The 18,439-nt window shown below is 59.3% G+C and carries 10 protein-coding genes; 6 read left to right on the top strand and 4 right to left on the bottom strand.

What is annotated here, in order from left to right; genetic code table 11:
* Positions 1–23: 23 nt before the first annotated feature.
* The 4 genes from ELEN_RS00380 to ELEN_RS00365 all read right to left on the bottom strand — a co-directional run bounded on the left by ELEN_RS00380 (position 24) and on the right by ELEN_RS00365 (position 7,384).
* Positions 24–1,562: an FAD-dependent oxidoreductase gene (locus tag ELEN_RS00380; RefSeq protein WP_015759798.1), complete on the bottom strand. Its 1,539-nt coding sequence runs from the start codon at positions 1,560–1,562 to the stop codon at positions 24–26.
* Positions 1,563–2,017: 455 nt separating this feature from the next.
* The gene (locus tag ELEN_RS00375; protein ID WP_009305640.1) at positions 2,018–3,676 is read right to left on the bottom strand and encodes a Na+/H+ antiporter NhaC family protein; all 1,659 of its coding nucleotides are present in this window, start codon (positions 3,674–3,676) and stop codon (positions 2,018–2,020) included.
* Between the two features lie 365 nt (positions 3,677–4,041).
* A complete protein-coding gene (locus ELEN_RS00370; RefSeq protein WP_015759797.1) occupies positions 4,042–5,043 on the bottom strand; it encodes a YdcF family protein in 1,002 nt (333 codons plus the stop codon).
* Positions 5,044–5,845: 802 nt separating this feature from the next.
* The gene (locus ELEN_RS00365) at positions 5,846–7,384 is read right to left on the bottom strand and encodes a sodium:solute symporter family protein (protein ID WP_015759796.1); all 1,539 of its coding nucleotides are present in this window, start codon (positions 7,382–7,384) and stop codon (positions 5,846–5,848) included.
* Positions 7,385–8,247: 863 nt separating this feature from the next.
* Here ELEN_RS00365 and ELEN_RS00360 point away from each other — a divergent pair.
* From ELEN_RS00360 to ELEN_RS00335, 6 genes are all read left to right on the top strand, one after another.
* On the top strand, positions 8,248–10,374 hold the full coding sequence (locus ELEN_RS00360; protein ID WP_015759795.1) for a coiled-coil domain-containing protein: 2,127 nt from the start codon (positions 8,248–8,250) through the stop codon (positions 10,372–10,374).
* Positions 10,374–11,480: an AcrVA2 family anti-CRISPR protein gene (locus tag ELEN_RS00355; RefSeq protein ID WP_015759794.1), complete on the top strand. Its 1,107-nt coding sequence runs from the start codon at positions 10,374–10,376 to the stop codon at positions 11,478–11,480. Before ELEN_RS00360 ends, ELEN_RS00355 begins: the two co-directional genes overlap by 1 nt.
* 158 nt (positions 11,481–11,638) lie before the next feature.
* Positions 11,639–13,117, top strand: a complete 1,479-nt coding sequence (locus ELEN_RS00350) for a DUF3375 domain-containing protein (protein WP_015759793.1) — start codon at positions 11,639–11,641, stop codon at positions 13,115–13,117.
* Positions 13,117–13,800: a DUF4194 domain-containing protein gene (locus ELEN_RS00345; protein ID WP_015759792.1), complete on the top strand. Its 684-nt coding sequence runs from the start codon at positions 13,117–13,119 to the stop codon at positions 13,798–13,800. The genes ELEN_RS00350 and ELEN_RS00345 overlap by 1 nt, the downstream gene beginning before the upstream one ends.
* Complete coding sequence (locus ELEN_RS00340; RefSeq protein ID WP_015759791.1) at positions 13,784–17,194, top strand: ATP-binding protein; 3,411 nt, start codon at positions 13,784–13,786, stop codon at positions 17,192–17,194. The genes ELEN_RS00345 and ELEN_RS00340 overlap by 17 nt, the downstream gene beginning before the upstream one ends.
* Positions 17,160–18,425, top strand: coding sequence for a Wadjet anti-phage system protein JetD domain-containing protein (locus tag ELEN_RS00335; protein ID WP_306425616.1), 1,266 nt, complete (start codon positions 17,160–17,162; stop codon positions 18,423–18,425). The genes ELEN_RS00340 and ELEN_RS00335 overlap by 35 nt, the downstream gene beginning before the upstream one ends.
* Positions 18,426–18,439: the final 14 nt, after the last annotated feature.

The following is an 18,439-nucleotide window of genomic DNA, read 5'->3' as shown; positions in this document are numbered from 1 at the left end:
GCGCGCGAGGGAAGATCGGGTCGTTACGCCGTGGCCAGCGCCGCTCCCGTCAGACGACCCATGGTGAGGGCGCTGGAGTTGGAGCAGTGGCGCACAAAGCTGCGGTTGTACATGAAGCGGTGCGTGGCCTCGCCAACCGCGAACAGGCCGGGGATGACGCTGCCGTTTTCGCCGAGCGCTTGGCACGATGCGTCGGTTTTCACGCCGCCCATCGTGGCCACATAGGACGGCACGAACTTCACCAGGTAGAACGGGCCGTCGCCGTACGCCGCCAGCATGTCGGCCTTCTTGCCGAACGCCTCGTCCGCACCCGCAGCTGCCGCCTGCTGGTACGCCTCGAACGTCGCCGCAAGCTGGGGCGCGCCGGCCGCGTCGGCCAGCTCCTCGATCGAAACGCCCTTCAGCACGTCGCCCGTGGACAGGCCCTTCTCGATGACTGCGACCACCTCGGCGTTCGAGCTGTCGAACAGCACGTAGTACGGCCCCGCCTGGTTGTCGGTCATGGACGTGGCCAGCGCCGTCACCGGAGCCGCCTCGTTCACGAAGCGCGCGCCCGTGGAGTCCACCAGCATCTTCGACGACGTGGCAGCACCTTCCATGCCGGTGTCGCACAGCTTCTTGAAGCCCGCGTCGGCCTTCGTCAGCGTGCGCGTGGGCATGATGACGTTCGGGATGACCCACGGATCCTCGTACAGCGCGGCGCCAATGGCGGAGGCCATGGTCATGCCGTCGCCCGTGTTCATAGCGTTGCCCAGGTACTGGAAGCCCATCTCGTTGATGGCGGGCACCAGCTGGTCGCAGTACTCCGCGCTGCCGCCGAAACCGCCGGTGGCCAGCACCACGGCCTTCGCACGCAGCTCTTGGACGCCGTCAGGCCCCTCGACCTTCACGCCCACCACGGCGTCACCGTCCATGATCAGCTCTTTCGCCTCGGCGGACAGCATCGTCCGCACGCCCAAGCGCTCGAATTCGGCCGCGAACGCGTTCGCCACCTGGACGCCCGCTTCCGTCGCAGGGTCGGCGCTGACGTCGGGCTTTACCGTGTCGGTGCCCACCATCTCCTTGGTAAACGACTTCTCGAACGTGATGCCCAGCTGCTCTACCCACGCGATGGTGGCGCAGCTTTCCTCCATCATGCGCTGCATGCGGCTATAGTCGGGGTACGGCGCGTCCACCTTGCCGATCTCGGTGAGGTTGCGGTAGCGGCTGACGAACTGGTCCATGGTGTCGGGCGTCTCGGATTCGAAGCGCCACTCGTCCTTATTCTCTGGAACCTGGGCAATGGACACGTTGCCCTTCGAGGTGAGGAAGGTGGACGTGAGAAACGGCGCCTTGTCGACCAGCAGCACGCTCGCGCCGTTCTGCGCCGCGGAGATCGAACAGGCCGAGCCGGCCAGACCCGAACCGATGACGATGATGTCGGCTTGCACGGGCTCGGTTGCGCCCGACGCGCCGTCCTGTTTCTTGGACTCGGGCTTCGGGCTGCATCCGGTCAGCGCGAGCGACCCGCCCAGCACCATAGCCCCCATGACGAACTGCCTTCTGGTGAACGTGCTCCCCATTGCTCTCTCCTCTCGTAGACAGGCGGCCGAGCCGCCTCGAACGCTGCGCACTATACGACGGAGGAAGGAGCGCACCATCGCACGAAAGGATGTAACTTCCAATCGCACGAAACGAGCTATGGGCGTTTGAACTGGGAATATGCGTTGAACGGTACGGATGTTTCACGTGAAACATCCGTACATCTGGCGGGCACGGCGGGCGGGGCGACGCGGGGCGTTAGCCATTGCGCGCGGGGCGACACGGGCGCGGCGGGCGGGGAAGATGCGGAGCGCGGCAACGCGGGGCGCTCGCCGTCGCGCGCGAGGCGAAGCGGGCGCGGCGGGCGGGGAGCGACGCTGGGCGCAAGCGACGCCGGGCGACACAGGGCGGCTTCGGGCGCAAAAAAGCGCCCGGGGCGGAGTGGCCGTCCCGGGCGCTCGCTGCGCTTCGCTTGCTCGCTTGCCCGCGTTCGCGCTTACGCCTTCACCGCCCCGTACTTCGAGCGGTTCAGCACCAGCACAGCCGCGATCATCAGCACGGCGCCCACGACGAGCGCGATCCACGGGTTGCCCGTGAAGCCGGCGATGATGTAGCCCACCAGACACACGGCCGCCACCACCGAAGCGTACGGCAGCTGCGTAGCCACATGGCGCAGGTGGTTGCACTGCGCGCCCGCCGACGACAGAATGGTGGTATCCGAAATAGGCGACACATGGTCGCCGTACACCGCACCGCCCAGCGTGGCGCCGATGGCCACGAGGAACAGCGGATCTTGCGCCGGGAACACGCCGATCACGATGGGCAGGATCAGCGCGATGGTTCCCCACGACGTGCCCATGGCGAAGCCGATGAACGCCGCCACCACGAAGATGACCACCGGCAGCAGAGCCAGCCCCACGCCGATGCTGTTCAGGAAGCCGCTGACGAACTCGCCCGTACCCAGCAGGTAGCGGCACGTGCCGCCTAGGCTCCATGCCAGCACGAGGATCATGATGGCGCCCACCATGGAGCGCACGCCCTCGGCCACGCCGTCCATGTACCCCGACAGCGTCATCAGCTTGCGCGGCAGGAACATGGCCGCCGTCACCACCAGCGCCACGCACACGCCGATGCACAGGCCGAACACCGGGTTCTCGCCCACAGCCGTGGCGAAGTCGACGCCCTGGAAGAAGCCGCCCGCGTACAGCATGCCCAGAATCGAGAAGATGATGAGCACGATGATGGGAATGATCAGGTCGAACACGCGTCCCTTGTCAGAGATGGCCATGCCCTTGAACTCTTCGACGGCCACCTTCGCAGCCTCGTCCAGCTCGTCCTCCTCGGCTACAATGGTATCCAGCTTCGCCGGCAGCGCGTCGGCCGCGTTCGGATCGGAAATGCCCACCGTCGACATCGACTCGAGAGCGCTGTCCTTCGACGGAATGCGATGCTGCTGGTCGGCCGGCTTCTGCACCTCGGCCTCGGCAACGCGCATGGGGCCGAAGTCCTTCTTGGTAGCGCACATGAAGAAGACGAACACGATGGTGAGCAGCGCATAGAAGTTGTACGGGATGGACTGGACGAACGTGGTGAAACCGCCTTCGCCCAGGTAGCCGCCTACGGCCACGGCCCACGAAGACACCGGCGCGATGATGCAGATAGGCGCCGCGGTGGAGTCGATGATCCATGCCAGCTTCTCGTGGCTGATGTTAAATCGATCGGTGACGGGGCGCATGACCGCGCCCACCGTGAGGCAGTTGAAGTAGTCGTCCACGAAGATGATGATGCCCAGCACCGCAGTGAGAATCTGCGCCATCTTCGCGTTCTTGATGTGCGTAGACACCCACTCGGCGTACGCGCGCGATCCGCCGGCGGCCGCGATGACCACCACGAGCGCGCCCAATAACGCAAGGAACAGCAGCAGCGCCCCGTTGCCGGCTATCTGCTCGGCCATCATCTGCGGCACCATGGTGAACGAGTCCACCAGCGGCTCGACGCCCACGCCGTTGAGCGAGAACTGGTAGATCACCATGCCCACGAACACGCCGATGGCCAGCGAGGAATACACCTCCTTCGTGATCAGCGCCAAACCCAGCGCAAGAATCGGCGGTATGATTGACCATACCCCCGTGCTGATGAGGTCGAATCCTTCCATATGATCCCCTTCGTCGTGCTATTCGCCGAACGGCATGCACGTGGTTCCGCCTTCACCCTCGCCGCGCTTCTCCCGACGCGATGCTTGAGGACGCAGGCCGAATCGCCGCCGCTCGGCACCAGTTTCCTAAGTATACAAGGACAAGCGCGCCCGAGGGGGCGAAAACGCCGATGTTTTCGATCGACGAAGCACGCGAGCACGAACGCGAGGGGCCGTGCGACGCCGGGCGCGGGAGCAAGCGCGAACGCGAGGAGCCACGCGTGTCGGACGCGGGCGCAAGCGCGAACGCGAGCCGCGCGACGTCGGACGCAAGTGCGAGCGCGACGCGTTAGGCCGTGCGACGTCGGGCGCGGGCGCAAAGCGTTCTACAGCTGGAACAGCGCGATGGCGGCGAAAGGGAGCCAGAACACGAAGATAACCACGAACGGCCAGCGGTGGGCGTTGCTGACGGCCACGTATTCGCGGATGAACGCGGTGGGCCAGAAGTAGCGCGCGGTCCTGCTGCCCACCCCGTCGGCGGCCAGCCCGATCTTGTGCGCGTACTCGGCCGTGCGGAACACGTGGTAATCGCTGGTCACCACTGCGGCGCGGTACGCGCCCGCGCCCGACCGCGCGTCCATGATGGCTTTGGAGTTGCGCAGGTTCTCCATCGTGGTGGTGGATCGGTTCTCCTCGATGACGGCATCGGCGGGCACGCCGCGCTCCTCGACGAGGTACGTGCGCATGGCCTCGGCTTCCGACACCTCCTCGTCGGCGCCCTGGCCGCCCGACGCGATGATGACGGCGCGGCGGTGGTCGGCCTCCCATAGCTCGACGGCCTTGTCCAGGCGCGCGGCCAGCAGGGGCGTGGGCTTCGTGCCCGACAGGCCGGCGCCGTGCACGACGATGTAATCGTAATCGCGGCGCTTGGGCAGACGGCGGTACAACCACGAATACAGCAGCAGGGCCGCGAACGTGAACGCCACGTACGAGCCCTCCATCAACACCAGCAGCGCCAACGCCAGCACGATGGGCGGCGCCTGGACGAACAGCAGCACCGGACCTCCCACGCACGCCATGACGATGCAAAGCGCCAGCAGGCCCGGCAGCAGATGCGACAGCGACAGGCCTTCGCGCTTCACCACCACGAACGTGTTCGCCAGCAGGAACACCACCAGCGCCACCGTGCCGAACGGGATGGCCGCCAAGCCGATGAGCACCAGCCACGGCAGATCGAACTGGATGGACAACCCGTACAGCGCGAACAGGCACAGCAGCAGGAAGTACAGCGCGTTGCGGAACTGCCGCGGTTCCTTGCGGTAGTTCTTGGCGAACAGAAACCCGAACACCAGCGCGGGAAAGTATATGAGAACAAGCTGGAAGATCATGCGCGCGCTTTCACGAGAGCCGATACTGGCTGACAGTATACCGCGGAACGCGAGCCGCCGCCCCCTTCGCTCCCGCGGGGCGCGAGAACGCAGGGACGGAACGAGCGCAGAGTACTCAGGGGCTGGAAGTTCCGAGTCGCGAGTCGAACGAGAATCCTCCCTAACCCCCCCCAACAGCACACAAGCCATCGCGCGGCGCGCTGATGCGAGCCGTAGACGGCGCGCGGTGCCACCACCCAAGACGAACGGGTGTTTCACGTGAAACACCCGGGCTAACCGGCCGGTTCGACGCATCGCCCTCGGCAGCGTTGCGCACCGAGTTATCCGCGCAGTCGAAGGCTCCCCCGGATGGCGAAAACCCATCGAATTCGGAAATTTCGTCCGCGGCGTAGCCGCGCTGAGGAAACCCCTCCCGCATAATGCCTGGTGGCAGAGGATACCTTACGCGGAACCTCGCGCCGAACAAGCGCGACGCGCGCGATAGCTTCCGAATTCGATGGGTTTTCGCCATCCGGGACGCGACGGGCTGCACGGAAGACCGTCAGACGGAACAGCGCGACCCTTGACAAGGAGCCTCTTCGAGCGCAATGCGCCAAACAGGCGGTCGCGACCAGCGCTTCGCGCGATACGCTCGCGTAGCAAGCCGGTGCTTCATGCGAGACATAGGCGGCAAACGGCTTCCGAGATGCAAGCTTCGCTCCAAGAACACGCCTCGTTCGCTGAAGCGTGTTCTTGGAGCGAAGCACCCTCTGCCGTCCCGCAGACTTTGAGACGACAGAGGTTTCGAAGCTTCGGCTCAGAACTACTCCGCTTCCAGCTCCTGCTCGTATTCGCGGTCGATGGCTCCCTCGACGTGCGGCGGGTCGACCTCGAACTCAACGCGCTTCGTGAACAAGCTGACCACCGGCACGATGATCAGCGACAGCACCATCGCGATGGCGCCGCAGTTGATGGGCGACGCGATGAACGCCGCGCCCACGAACCCGGCGACCATGTTGCCCGTGGTCAGACCCACGCCCACGATGAAGCTGGCCCACACAGCCGGACGCGACACGCGACGCGAGTAGAGCCCCCAGAAGAAGGGCCCCAAGAACGAACCGGCCAGCGCGCCCCACGAGATGCTCATCAGCTGTGCGATGAACGTGATGGACGAGTTGTACTGCACCAGCGCGATCACCGCCGAGATCACGATGAACACCACGATCAGCACGCGCATGTAGCCCAACTGCTTCTTCTCGCTCATGTTCTTCACCACGTTGTCTTTCAGCAGATCGAGCGTCAGCGTGGACGACGACGTCAGCACCAGCGATGACAGTGTGGACATGGACGCGCTCAGCACCAGCACGATCACGATGCCGATGAGCAGGTCGGGCAGCGTGGACAGCATGGTGGGCATGATAGAGTCGTACACCGGCGTGCCTGCGGCGGTCATCTCCACCTGATCGCCGTACAGGCGGCCGAACCCTCCCAGGAAGTAGCTGCCGCCGGCCACCACCATGGCGAACACGGTGGAGATGATGGCGCCCTGCTTGATGGCTGGACCGCTTTTGATGGCGTAGAACTTCTGCACCATCTGCGGCAGACCCCACGTGCCCAAGCTGGTCAGCACGATGACCCCGATGAGATCGGGCAGGTTCGGCCCGAAGAAGCTGACGAACGGCCCGGCCATCTCGCTGCCCTCGGCGGGAATGAGCGACAGCGTGGTGAGGGCCTCGGTGAAGCCCCCGTTGTTCACCAGCACCGCCACGATGACGGCAACGATGCCCAGCAGCATGACGATGCCCTGGATGAAGTCGTTCATCACCGTGGCCATGTAGCCGCCCAGCACCACGTACACGCAGGTGATAACCGCCATACCGATGACGCACACCTCGTAGGGCAGGCCGAACGCCATGCCGAACAGGCGCGACAAGCCGTTGTACACGCTGGCCGTGTACGGGATGAGGAACACGAAGATGATGGCCGCGGCCGCGATGCGCAAACCCTTCGACTGGAACCGCGCGCCGAAGAACTCGGGCATCGTGGACGCGCCCAGGCGGTGCGTCATCTCGCGCGTGCGCGGGCCCAGCACCCACCAGGCCAGCAAGCTTCCCAGGATGGCGTTGCCGATGCCGATCCACGTGGCGGCCACGCCGTACTTCCAGCCGAACTGGCCGGCGTAGCCCACGAAGATGACGGCGGAGAAGTAGCTGGTGCCGAACGCGAACGCGCTCAACCACGGCCCCACGTTGCGGCCGCCCAGGATGAACCCGTCGACGCTTCCGGTGTGTCGTCGGCAGTAGATGCCGACGCCCACCGCCACGCCGACGAAAATAAGCGCCATGCATATCTTTTCGATCATGAGTCTTCCTATCGATTCATGCGCGCCGCCCGTCGGCGGGCGCTCTTCCCCAAGAAAGCGAGCCCCGTTTTGCTTCGTGTTCCGCGACCGGATGTTTCACGTGAAACATTTGTTCCTTTGTCGCACTGCAATGCGATGAATTGTTTCACGTGGAACATCGCGTCGGGAAGGGCCCGCGCGGTGGCGCACATGACTTTGCCGGAACGCAACACCCGTCGGCACGACGCCGACGAAGCACCACGGGCAAACCCATGTGCTAGAGATATCGATAGGAATAATAGGAAACGGCACGGTAGGCGGTTCGACCGGCCAGGGGCGCGTCAGAGGCGTCGGCCGCACGATGGGCGACAGCACCGACCTCGTCGATTGCGCTGGTCGTCGCGGCGACATCGGACGCGTGGGGCGAAGCCGGCTGCACAGCGAATACCGTTGCAAGCGAGTCCGCGGGACGCGGAGCGAGGGAGCGGCACACAGCCGCGACGGCGAGCTGAAGCTGCCAGCGCTGTTCGACGGCGGTATGTCCCTTCGCGGAATGCATGCGCATACTCTACCATAGTGGAGCATGGGATGTGACGGAAAAGAAGACCGGGCGTAGGAAGCGTCGAGGTGGGAGGTTCGTCCTCGCGCCTCGCGTTCGCGCGAGACCCATCGCAATACGAACCACATGGACTCTAATTCACAAGGGATTGCTTTGTTTTTACGCTTCTCCGGACCATACCCACCGCCACGCAAAGCAAAGAAAGCGAGCATGCGATGTTATGGTTCAAATATGATTTATAGCGTAATATTCTTATTAAAACGCGATTAACAGTTCTACGATACATCGCTCAAGATAGGCCTCAGGCAGATCGGAAGGCTCCCTTATGATAACGCGACGCAATAACACAACCTTGTTCTACGCGACAACATTTGAAGCCTATCCGGACAACGCCAAATTTGAAATTTGGCCCGTCATCGTAGATGTCTTTCAAAACTGGATAGTCGAGAAAGAACGACGGCAGAGAGGCAACCGTACACCGTCTCCAGCCAGACAGATAGACTTCGATATCTCCACCGCTTTGAAGTGGAATCAGGGTATGAGATTGAGCGCCTATTCAGCATTGACACTTCGTGGTGCAATGGCTAGCTCGCTCGAAACATGGGGATCCCGCAAAGGCACAACATCAACAAAAATATCGAGCAGTGTCATTCTTGGAGAAATACAGAAGTCATTAGAGCCGTGGGTCTCAAATCCTTCCGACGATTTCATGCCGCTAAGATCCGTCCGCCTCTCGAAAAGCTTCGCACAGGGGACGATGGATATCGACGCTCCTTCTTCCTCGTTGACAACAAGAATCATGGAAGGGGATCGCATACCAAAGCACTGGGCTATGGACTACAGCGAGCAAGACTCGGAAAGCTGGTGGCGCACCTGGCACACCTGCGTCGGGATAACAGAATCGAGCGTAGGCGTATACAGCGTAACCGTGCAGGTGTCTTACAGCATCGATCCAACCTATATGCGATCCGATGTTAAAACCCCTCCGCGCAATGTTCCTATTTGCATCAGAAAACTGCTCGACACCGAGGGGATAGCGTGCATATCGGGCGAGGATCCCCTTGACGGAAACGCCCTCTTCATTGACAAGTGCTTTTACGGACAACCTTATACTTTCAATCAGTTTTACAACGATCTCACAAAGCCAATCAGAAACGTGCCGCTTGTGGCCGTCACATCAGACGACGACGGCGCGTACCCCGTCAATCCTGATGAACTTGCCAGAAAACTGACGGGCATCGCCTTCGTAGTCGCTTTGGACAAGAGCAACAAAGAACTAGACAAGGTTCTTGAAGGAACCTTTTTCGACCGCGGTTCACGGAATTACGCCTACCGACCGCTTCGTCATTCCATTCAGGTATATTTCCCAGGTCTCAATATGGACGACCCTCGTGATGCAAAGCGGCATTATCGCTTTTCATCCGAATGGATCTCTCGGTTTTCGGGATCTATATGCGAGAGTGTCGCCAGCGATGTCATCGCTGGTTCCGTTCGCGCATTTTCCCAGTCAGACAAAGTCGTCGCGTGCTGTCAAGATATTCAGAACGCAATCGACAAAGCAAGGCGTGACGAGCTCGCAAGCAGATACAGGGAAGGGCAAGGGAAAGAAGAGCGAAACGCCGAGCGAATCAAGCTGCAAGCTCAATACAGCAAGGCATTAGATGAACTTGCCCGCACTCAACGCGAGAAGAATGCGAGCATCGAAGAAATCGCTCAGATGAGCCAACTCCTCGATGAGTCTATGGTGACGATCGAGCAAAAGGACCAAGAAATCGACGATATGAGCGAATACACGTCGTTGCTAGAAAAAGACATTGATTCCAAAGAGAAGAAAATTGCGTCCCTTAAACAAGAGCTTGATAGTGTTTGGGATATCGCTCATGAAAGCGAGCAATTGCAGTGGCGCGTGAAATCTTTGACAGAGCAGCTCCAACGGAAGGAACCCACCTCAAACGATGCATATCCCTTGGAAAAAATGGTGAGCCTTCCTTCTTCTGTTGCAGATGCACTTCAACTTGCCACCGAAGCCTTCCCGAAAAAAATCATCGCTCTTCCGGAAGCTGTGCGATCCGCCCAGGCACATGCTTCGGGAAGCGCAAATGAAACCTGGCAGATCCTATTGGGCCTTGCAACAGTTCTACACCCCCTCTGCTTTTCGGATAATCCTGAAAAAGATGGGTCGATCACCGACACATACAAGAGAATGACGGGGTACGACCTTTCGCTAAGAGAGTCTAAAGCGACCAACGACGTCCCTGCCTATGTACGCGCCCGCCGACGGACATACGAAGGACGCATTATCGACATCACCCCGCACGTAAAAGGAAGGAGCGGGAAAAGAGGAGAGACCCTGCGCGTCCACTTTGCAATAGACGAGAAAACCGAACGAATTGTGATCGGGCACTGCGGTGCGCACCTTGACACCGCGGGAACGAAACGAAAGGGTTTCTAATGACCATCCGAAATTCTGTTGAAACGGCACGCGCATCCGTTTCAAATATCGAATCATATATTAGTAAAAAATGGCCGGGGTTTTTTGACGAGATAGCCACCACGCTATCCAAGCCTTTATGGCGCATGGGCAAGAACGACATGTTCGCGATATGCGACCAGGATATCGACGATATCAACAAGGTCCAGTTCCTGGCAATACAAGAACGCGCGATCCAGCGCATTTTGCTTTCGAGCAAAACCCTGCAACGCCCAGGAGGAGCATGGGACTGCATACCTCCAATAGATTTAGCAAATCTTTGCTGCGATTGGAAGAGATCCCCCGTGGTACTCGAGTTCAACTCTTCACTCGTTGAAGAACTTCAGCGTTCCGACATCGATCCAGACGTTGATCTTTCGGAGCATCTTGAACACCTCCCGTTCTCCTGCTTCTTTATATCTGCCGAACATCTTGGCTTCCGGCTCTCGAATGCAGACGGCAAGCTCAAACATGCGGTTGGGTTTTTCCTGGATTACGCGTGGATGCCTCGATCAGACCAACCTCACCGAGTAGAAAAACATTTCATAATTACGATAATCGGAAGCAACGGCTACACGATCCCCGTCGTTATCCCCTTAAGATTTTCGACGATAAAAGATTTATCCGCATATGTAGTTGAAACATATCTGCAAGCGAATGGCGGCAAGAGCAAGATGATCAAAGTGTTCGTCGACGAGGATCTTCATACGATTCTTAGCCTGCTTCTCTATATCGCTTCAAAAGAGCCGGATATAGTAGAGAAGGAAATCGCACGGAGAAAGGACACGAACGATCTTGATCGCAGTTCCACTTTCAACAACGATCAAGAGCCACTGGACGAGCCGCGAACGTTTCTCGTTGGGGGAAAAATCGGGCCCTCTATCGAGGCGCATCGACACGCGAACAAAAACGCAGGCAGCGGCCGTGCGATAACTCCTCATATTCGCCGAGCCCATTTTCACACGTATCTCACGGGTTCACGAAAAGACAGAACTCAAAAGAGAATTCTGAAATGGGTCGCACAGACATCAGTGAACATGGAAAAGGAAGGCGATGCTTCGACTGTCATGGTGAGAAAAGTCGAATAATAGTTGGTTTCATAATAACGCCCTCTATATCACACTACTATTTTTTCCCTGTCCCAGAAAGGCCCCAACTCGGATTTTTATTTGCCATATACTGAGTATGCGTCGAAAGATCGCATTTACGAGCATTTCAAAACCGGCATCGACGTTAGGCAGGTTGCATGGCAGTCGTATCCAGCACGCTTGCTTTCATATCTCTACAGCAGGACAACGTTGCCTGGAAGCTTCTTCATGCACAAAACGCGCCTATCATCCTCTCCATACTCGACGAGAATTTGGGGAAAGAGACCGGCAAAAGAACCGTTGCCGATCTAGTCAGCCTTGTCGATGCGGATCTCGAAGTGCTACGCGAGCGGGTTCCCGAGATAGGGCCAAAGCGCTCGGCGCGGGACTATTGCGAGCAGTGGAGACGCGACGGATACCTTGTGCGCAAGCCGCTCGCGGATTCGCGCCAGGAGACCTACGAGCTTTCCGCAGGCGCTTTGGCAGCCATCAGCTTCGCCAAAGGGTTGGCGAAGCCCCATAGGGCAGCGACGAAATCGAGGCTGAACATGATCCTCGACCAGATAGCGGAATCGTCGCTCGCAACCGACTGCGACATCGACCGGCGCCGCAAAGTCCTCCTGGCCGAGAAGCAGCGTATAGAAGACCAGCTTGCGGAACTCGATCAAGGCACCTTGGACACGATGGATCCCGATCAGGCATTGGAGCAAGCGCGCGACATCCTCAATCTCGCTCAGGAGATACCGCGCGACTTCGTCAGCGTCAGCGCCGAGTTCGAGGAGATCGCGAAAAACCTGTACATCAAACTTATCGGCTATGAAGAAGGCTATCAAGACACGCTCGAAGGCGTGTTCGCCGGCATCGACCATATCACGCAGTCTCCTCCTGGCCAGTCGTTCGGGGGCTTCTATGCGCTTTTGCGCGACTCAGAGGCGCTCGAGAAACTTCAAGACGACATCGACTCCATCCTCGACACCGATTTCGCGTGCATGCTCGAAGCGGAAGAGCGCCGATTCCTCAGAAGATTCGTGCAAACACTGCTCGATCAAGCGCGCGACGTGAACGAGACCAAAACAGGGTTGTCGCGCGGTTTGAGGAAGCTTGTGCAGAGCCAGAGTTTTCAGCAAGACCGCGTGCTGCGAAGATTTCTCGACCAGACCCTCGGCATGGCAAGCGTGCTCACGGAATCGTATAGCTGCACCTTCGCTCTTCCGATCGAGCTCGAGCTCACCAAAACCATGATCGCGCCCATCTCCCGATTGGAGCTGTACAACCCTGCCGACGCAAGCGCACAGCCCATTCCCGCGAGCGCGTTCGAAGAGAACGGCAGGCTCACGTTGGCCGAGCTGTACGAGCAGGTACGCGAGGTTGAAATCGATTACGACGAGCTGGTCGGCAACGTGAATGCGTTCTTCGCGGAGCGCGACGCCTCCAATTCAAAGCATCCCTCGATCGGCGAGATCCTGGATAAGTATCCCGCGACTCAAGGTATCGCAAGCATCGCAGGGCTCATGGTGCTCGCCTCCGATCAGGGCATCAGGACCAATGAATCGGAAATCATTCGCTGGCAGTCGAAAAGCGGGAGACACCTTCAAGCCCGCGTCGACACATTCCTGTTCGTGAAAGAGGTGCGCTGATGGACGACTTCTGGAATCCTTCGCCTGACACCGTGGAGAGGTGCGACGAGGATCGGCCTCTTGACGAGAGGCACTTGTGGCCACAGGACACGGGAAAGCTTCCCTATGATGCGCGATGCGCGTTGCTGCAGCTGATCAAGGGACCGCACATCGACGAAAGCGACCCGCTATGGTCGGCCGTCTTGAACAACCAGCAGGATCTGTCCTCGCACCTTGCCGACATGCTTCTTGAACTCTACGTGGACGCAGAGACCGGAATCGCTTTCGCGCGTAACGCCTCGACAGGCGAGAGAACGGTGCTGAAGGCAACGCGAAGCAACGTGATGACTCTGCTCGACACCATCATGGTGCTCACGTTGCGCAAAGAGCTGCAGATGGGCGGCACCAACCGAGTATTCATCGGGCAAAGCGAGCTTTTCGAGCAATTGGCTCAGTATCGACGCTTGGAAAGTCAAGATCAGTCGAGCTACCAAAGCAAGCTGAAAGCATCGTGGAACAGGCTCGTGGAAGCTCGCATACTGTTGAAGAGCGACATCGAAGACCGTTTCGAAATATCTCCGGTCCTCAAGTTGATATTCGGAACCGAAGAAGCGGCGGCAGTCAGCGAGGAATTCGAGCTCATGCTCAAACGAGCGCAGCAAGCCGTTCCGAACCAAGGAGAGCCCCATGACGACGACCGTTAACACCGCTGGAAGCGTGCCGTACCCAGGACAATGGCGTCTTGCTCGGGTGGACATGGCGAATTGGGGGACGTTCAACGGTTTTCAGAGCCTTCCCGTCGACAGGCGCGGACTGCTTATCACCGGCCCTTCGGGTTCTGGCAAGTCGACCGTCCTCGATGCTGTGGCGGCAGTACTGACGCCCCCGACCCAGTTGAGCCTAAATGCAGCGGCCAGCAACGGCGGCCAGCGAGATAAGGGCCGTTCGATTTCCAACTACGTGCGCGGCGCGTGCGGGCACAGCGCCGACGAAGAGGGCGAGGTCGTGCACACCTATCTTCGTCCGAAAGCCGCGGTATGGAGCGGCGTCATGCTTCGATACGAGGACGGTTTCGACATCGAGCAGTGCTCCCCTTCGGAAGCGCGTCGTCACGAGGCGATCAACGTGCTGGGCATCTTCTTCCAAAAGGCCAACACGGTCAACCCCGAAGGACTGAAGAAATTCTTCGCAGTCGTCCGCGGAGACCATGCGCTCAGCGAATTCGAGCCTTACGGCTTGAACGAAGCGGACATGGCTCAATTCAACAAGGATCACAAAGAGACGGGACGGGCATGGAGAGACCATGCGGCGTTCGAAGGATACCTATGCAATATTTTGCACATCAGCAGCCCGAAAACACTCACCCTCCTGCACAAGACGCAAGCCGCCAAAAACATCGGATCGCTCGATGATCTGTTCCGCAAGTACATGCTGGACACGCCGCGTACGCACGCCTTGGCCACTGCGGCGGTCGCCCAATTCAAGGAGCTGGAAGAAGCCCACGACGGCGTGGTCGACCAACGTCGGCAGACGGAATGCCTGGAACCGCTCCTGCGTCACGAAGAGGCATACGTTGAGGCGAAGATAACAGAAGACCAGAACCGGCAACTTCTCGACAAACTCGCGTCGTTTGCCGACGATACCTCGATTACGCTGCTCAAACGGCGCCTCGAAAGGCAGCTGCACGATGCCGACGCACTGACCACAGCGGTCAAAGAAGCCGAGAGCGAGCAAGCTTTCGCAAAGCAGAAGCTCGAAGCAGCCGAGGCCGTGCTAAACGAGCAGGGCGGCATAGCGCTCGAAGCCGCTCTCATGCAGGTTTCCGACCGAGAGCGCCAGCTGCTCCATATCGAAGGCAACCGCGATTCGCTCGAGAAGGATCTCGAGATGGCCATCGAATCCCCCTTGCCCTCCACGCGAGAGGAATTCGAGGCTTTGAAGCGAACGCTCGCAGCATGCGCGGACACTGCGCGCGCATGGCTGGACGGCCACGAAGATGAAAAGATAGCGCGTTTCGGAGAAGTAAGCGAGCAGAAGAAGCGGCATGCCGAGATCGCCGGGGAGCTCCGTTTTCTCAGGGGCCAAAGGAGCAACATCTCCTCCCGGTTGCACGATATCAGGCTGAGCATTGCCCGGCACCTGGGAGTTTCGACGGAGGATCTGCCCTTTATGGGGGAACTTATCGATGTGAAGCCTGAAGAGGACTCGTGGCAGCCCGCCATCGAGCGAGTCCTGGGCGGTCGAGCGCGCACGATGCTTGTGGAAAAGCGTCACGCAGCGTCGATCAACGAGTATCTCGAGAGCATTCACCTCGGAGAACGATTCGAGTACGACGCGGTGCCCGACGACGTATCCGTCCCAGACCGGCCGCTCCACCCGCAGTCGCTTGTGAGAAAAGTTACCGTCGTGCAGGTGCCGAGCCACGAGTCTCTCTCTCGATGGGCGAACAAGCTCCTGCGCGATCGCTTCGACTACGTGTGCGTCGATTCCCCTGCAGATATGGAGCGTCATGATCGCGCACTCACGCGGGGAGGCCAAACGAAAGCCGGGGAACACCATGTCAAGGACGACCGACGCAAGATAACCGATCGAAGCCGCTGGGTCCTCGGCAGCACGAACGACCGGAAAATCGAGCGCTTGGAACAGGAATTGCGCCTGTGCTCCGAAAGCCTCGCCGTCGCAACCAATGCGACGGCCGAGATCACCGCCAAAGAGCAGGAATGCCAAGCCCTATGCCGCACCGAGAGAAGCCTGCGAGACAAGCATTGGGAAGATTACGACAACGCGCAGGCAGCTTTCGATCTCGAACGCGCGCAAGCATTCTACGACGAACTCGCTCAAAGCGATGCGTTCAGAGAGGCCGAATCCAGGCGCGCAACTGCGCAGGGGCGTCTTGACGAGGCGAACAAGGCCGTTCAAAAGGCGCTCGTCAACCAGCAGACAAACGAGGAGCGAATACAGGACACGCGTTCGGACATCGCCGAGGTCGAGAGACGCATAAACAAGCGAAACCCTTCTGGCATCGCGATGGACGACGAAACGAGGGCCCAGTTCATCGATTTGTTTTCGTCGGCGAACGACCGATTCGATTCGGACACGTCCCTCGTATACCAAACGTCGAACGATGTCCAAAGGATATTGGATGCTCGCGTGGCTAAAGCAGCGCGAGCCCAACAAGATGCGCGAAGGCGAACCGAGTTGGTACTGCAACAATACAAGTCGACCTGGAAACTCCTAGCTGCCGACTTGAGCGCGAGTTTCGAGGACAGAGACGCCTACATCGGCCGTTACCGCCAGATAAGAGCAAGCGGGCTGCCCCAATACGAGCGCAAATTCCTCGATGTGCTGAACAGCTTCAGCCAAGATCAGATAACCGCAATCTCGTCGGAAATCCGCAACGCGTTTCGCGAGGTGCGCGACCGTCTCGTGCCGGTCAACCGATCGCTACTCCTGTCAGAATTTAGTTCCGGCATCCATTTGCAGATCGAAGTGAAGGAGCATCGGAGTCTCCGCGTGAACGAATTCCTTGCAGACCTGAAAGAGATCACCCGGGGATCATGGGAGGAAGACGACCTCGAGGCGGCCGAGCGTCGTTACGCGCGGACGGCAGCCATCATGAAAAGGCTGGGATCGAACGACCGATCCGACCAAACATGGCGCATGGCGTGTTTGAATACGCCCGACCATATGAAGTTCATCGCCAAGGAGGTTGCGGGCGACGGTGCCGTGGTGAACGTCCACAGCAACGACGGAGGCCTTTCGGGCGGTCAAAAGCAGAAGCTCGTCTTTTTCTGCCTTGCGGCAGCATTGCGCTATCAGCTTTCCGACGAAGACCAGCCCGTGCCGTCGTACGGCACGATCATCCTCGATGAGGCTTTCGACAAATCCGATCGGCATTTCGCAGAGGAAGCCTTGGGGATATTCGAGGCATTCGGCTTCCATATGGTTCTGGCAACGCCGGGCAAGCTCCTGCAGACGGCGGAAGATCATATCGGAGCCATGGTTATGGTCACATGCTCCGACGATAGGCATTCGCGGTTGTCTTCCGTCGTATTCGAAGCTGATGACAGGTGGATGGAGGTCGTCGATGGCCGATAGCCCTCCCTGCATGGTATCAGTGCCCGAAGCCAGTCAAAAGGCAGCGAGGCGCTTCGATAGGGACTCCCGCTCTTGGGCGGCCCTCCTGTTTCGACAGGAGATCGGACAGTGCGCAGATGGCGAGCCGGTGCGCTGCTCCATCTCTTTGCACCCTCCTACTGAGCGTCGCGTCTTGAACAATCCCGGTGCCGCTCGAGCATGGGCGCAGTCGTGGCGTGCGTGTCCCTGGACTGACGCGATTCTTTGGGAAAAACGCGAGTGGGGAAGCGCAGGACCGCAGACGGTTCCCGTTCGGCTCGTTTTGGAAGACCCCGACGCAATAGCGCGTTGCGCGAACCGTTCCGAGCAATGGAACACGCTTGTCCTACGCTCGAAGCAGTTGGCCGATCGATGGTCGAATCGATGGTCCGAGATGTGCCCGGATGCGCAGGCCGATGTGCTGGTTGCTGCGGTTCAATCGAGCGTTGGGAAGTGTTGCGAGCTTGAGGAGCGCGATTGGTCCATAGTTCTGGGCGTTCTCGACTGGCTCGTCGGACACCCCGATGCAACCCCCTACATTCGCCAACTGCCGATCCGGGGCATTGACACGAAATGGATGGAGCGCCACCGCGCTGTTGTCGATCCGCTTCATCGAGCCATGATCGGACGCAATCCATGTTTTTGCAAGCAATCTACCCAGTTCCGGATGCGCGCGCTCGACGTTCGACTGGCATTGGGCGGTTTGACGGAAGTTTCCGTATCGGCTGCGCAGTTAGATCGTTGCACGCATCGGCCAGATGTCGTTATCGTATGCGAGAATCTGGTAAACGTGCTGGCCATGCCTTCGATAGAAGGAGCTTTCGCCATTCATGGAAGCGGTTATGCGGTAAAGGATTTCCGAGAAGTGTCGTGGTTTGCATCCACCCCGATTCTCTATTGGGGCGACCTGGACAGCAATGGGTTCGCCATCCTCAACCAGTTCCGTTGTTATTTTGACCATGTCAACTCGGTTATGATGGATGAGGCGACGCTGGATCGGCACTACGATCTGTGCGTAGAGGAGCCAAAACCAAACACGGGAACGCTTAGCTATCTGAAAGAAAGCGAACAAGCCGCGCTTGCCAGGCTGCTGGCCGGCGATGCAAATCAAGGCTTCGGCGCCATCCGCCTCGAACAGGAGCGGATCGAATGGCCTTGGGCTTGCAACCAACTGCAAAAACATTTATTGCCACTCGATACCGTCCAGCGATAATCGTACCGGCATCT

The sequence above is a fragment of the Eggerthella lenta DSM 2243 genome (genome assembly GCF_000024265.1).
GTDB lineage: Bacteria > Actinomycetota > Coriobacteriia > Coriobacteriales > Eggerthellaceae > Eggerthella > Eggerthella lenta.
Note: the sequence above shows the minus strand (reverse complement) of the source record. Positions and strands in the feature narration are given on the sequence as shown.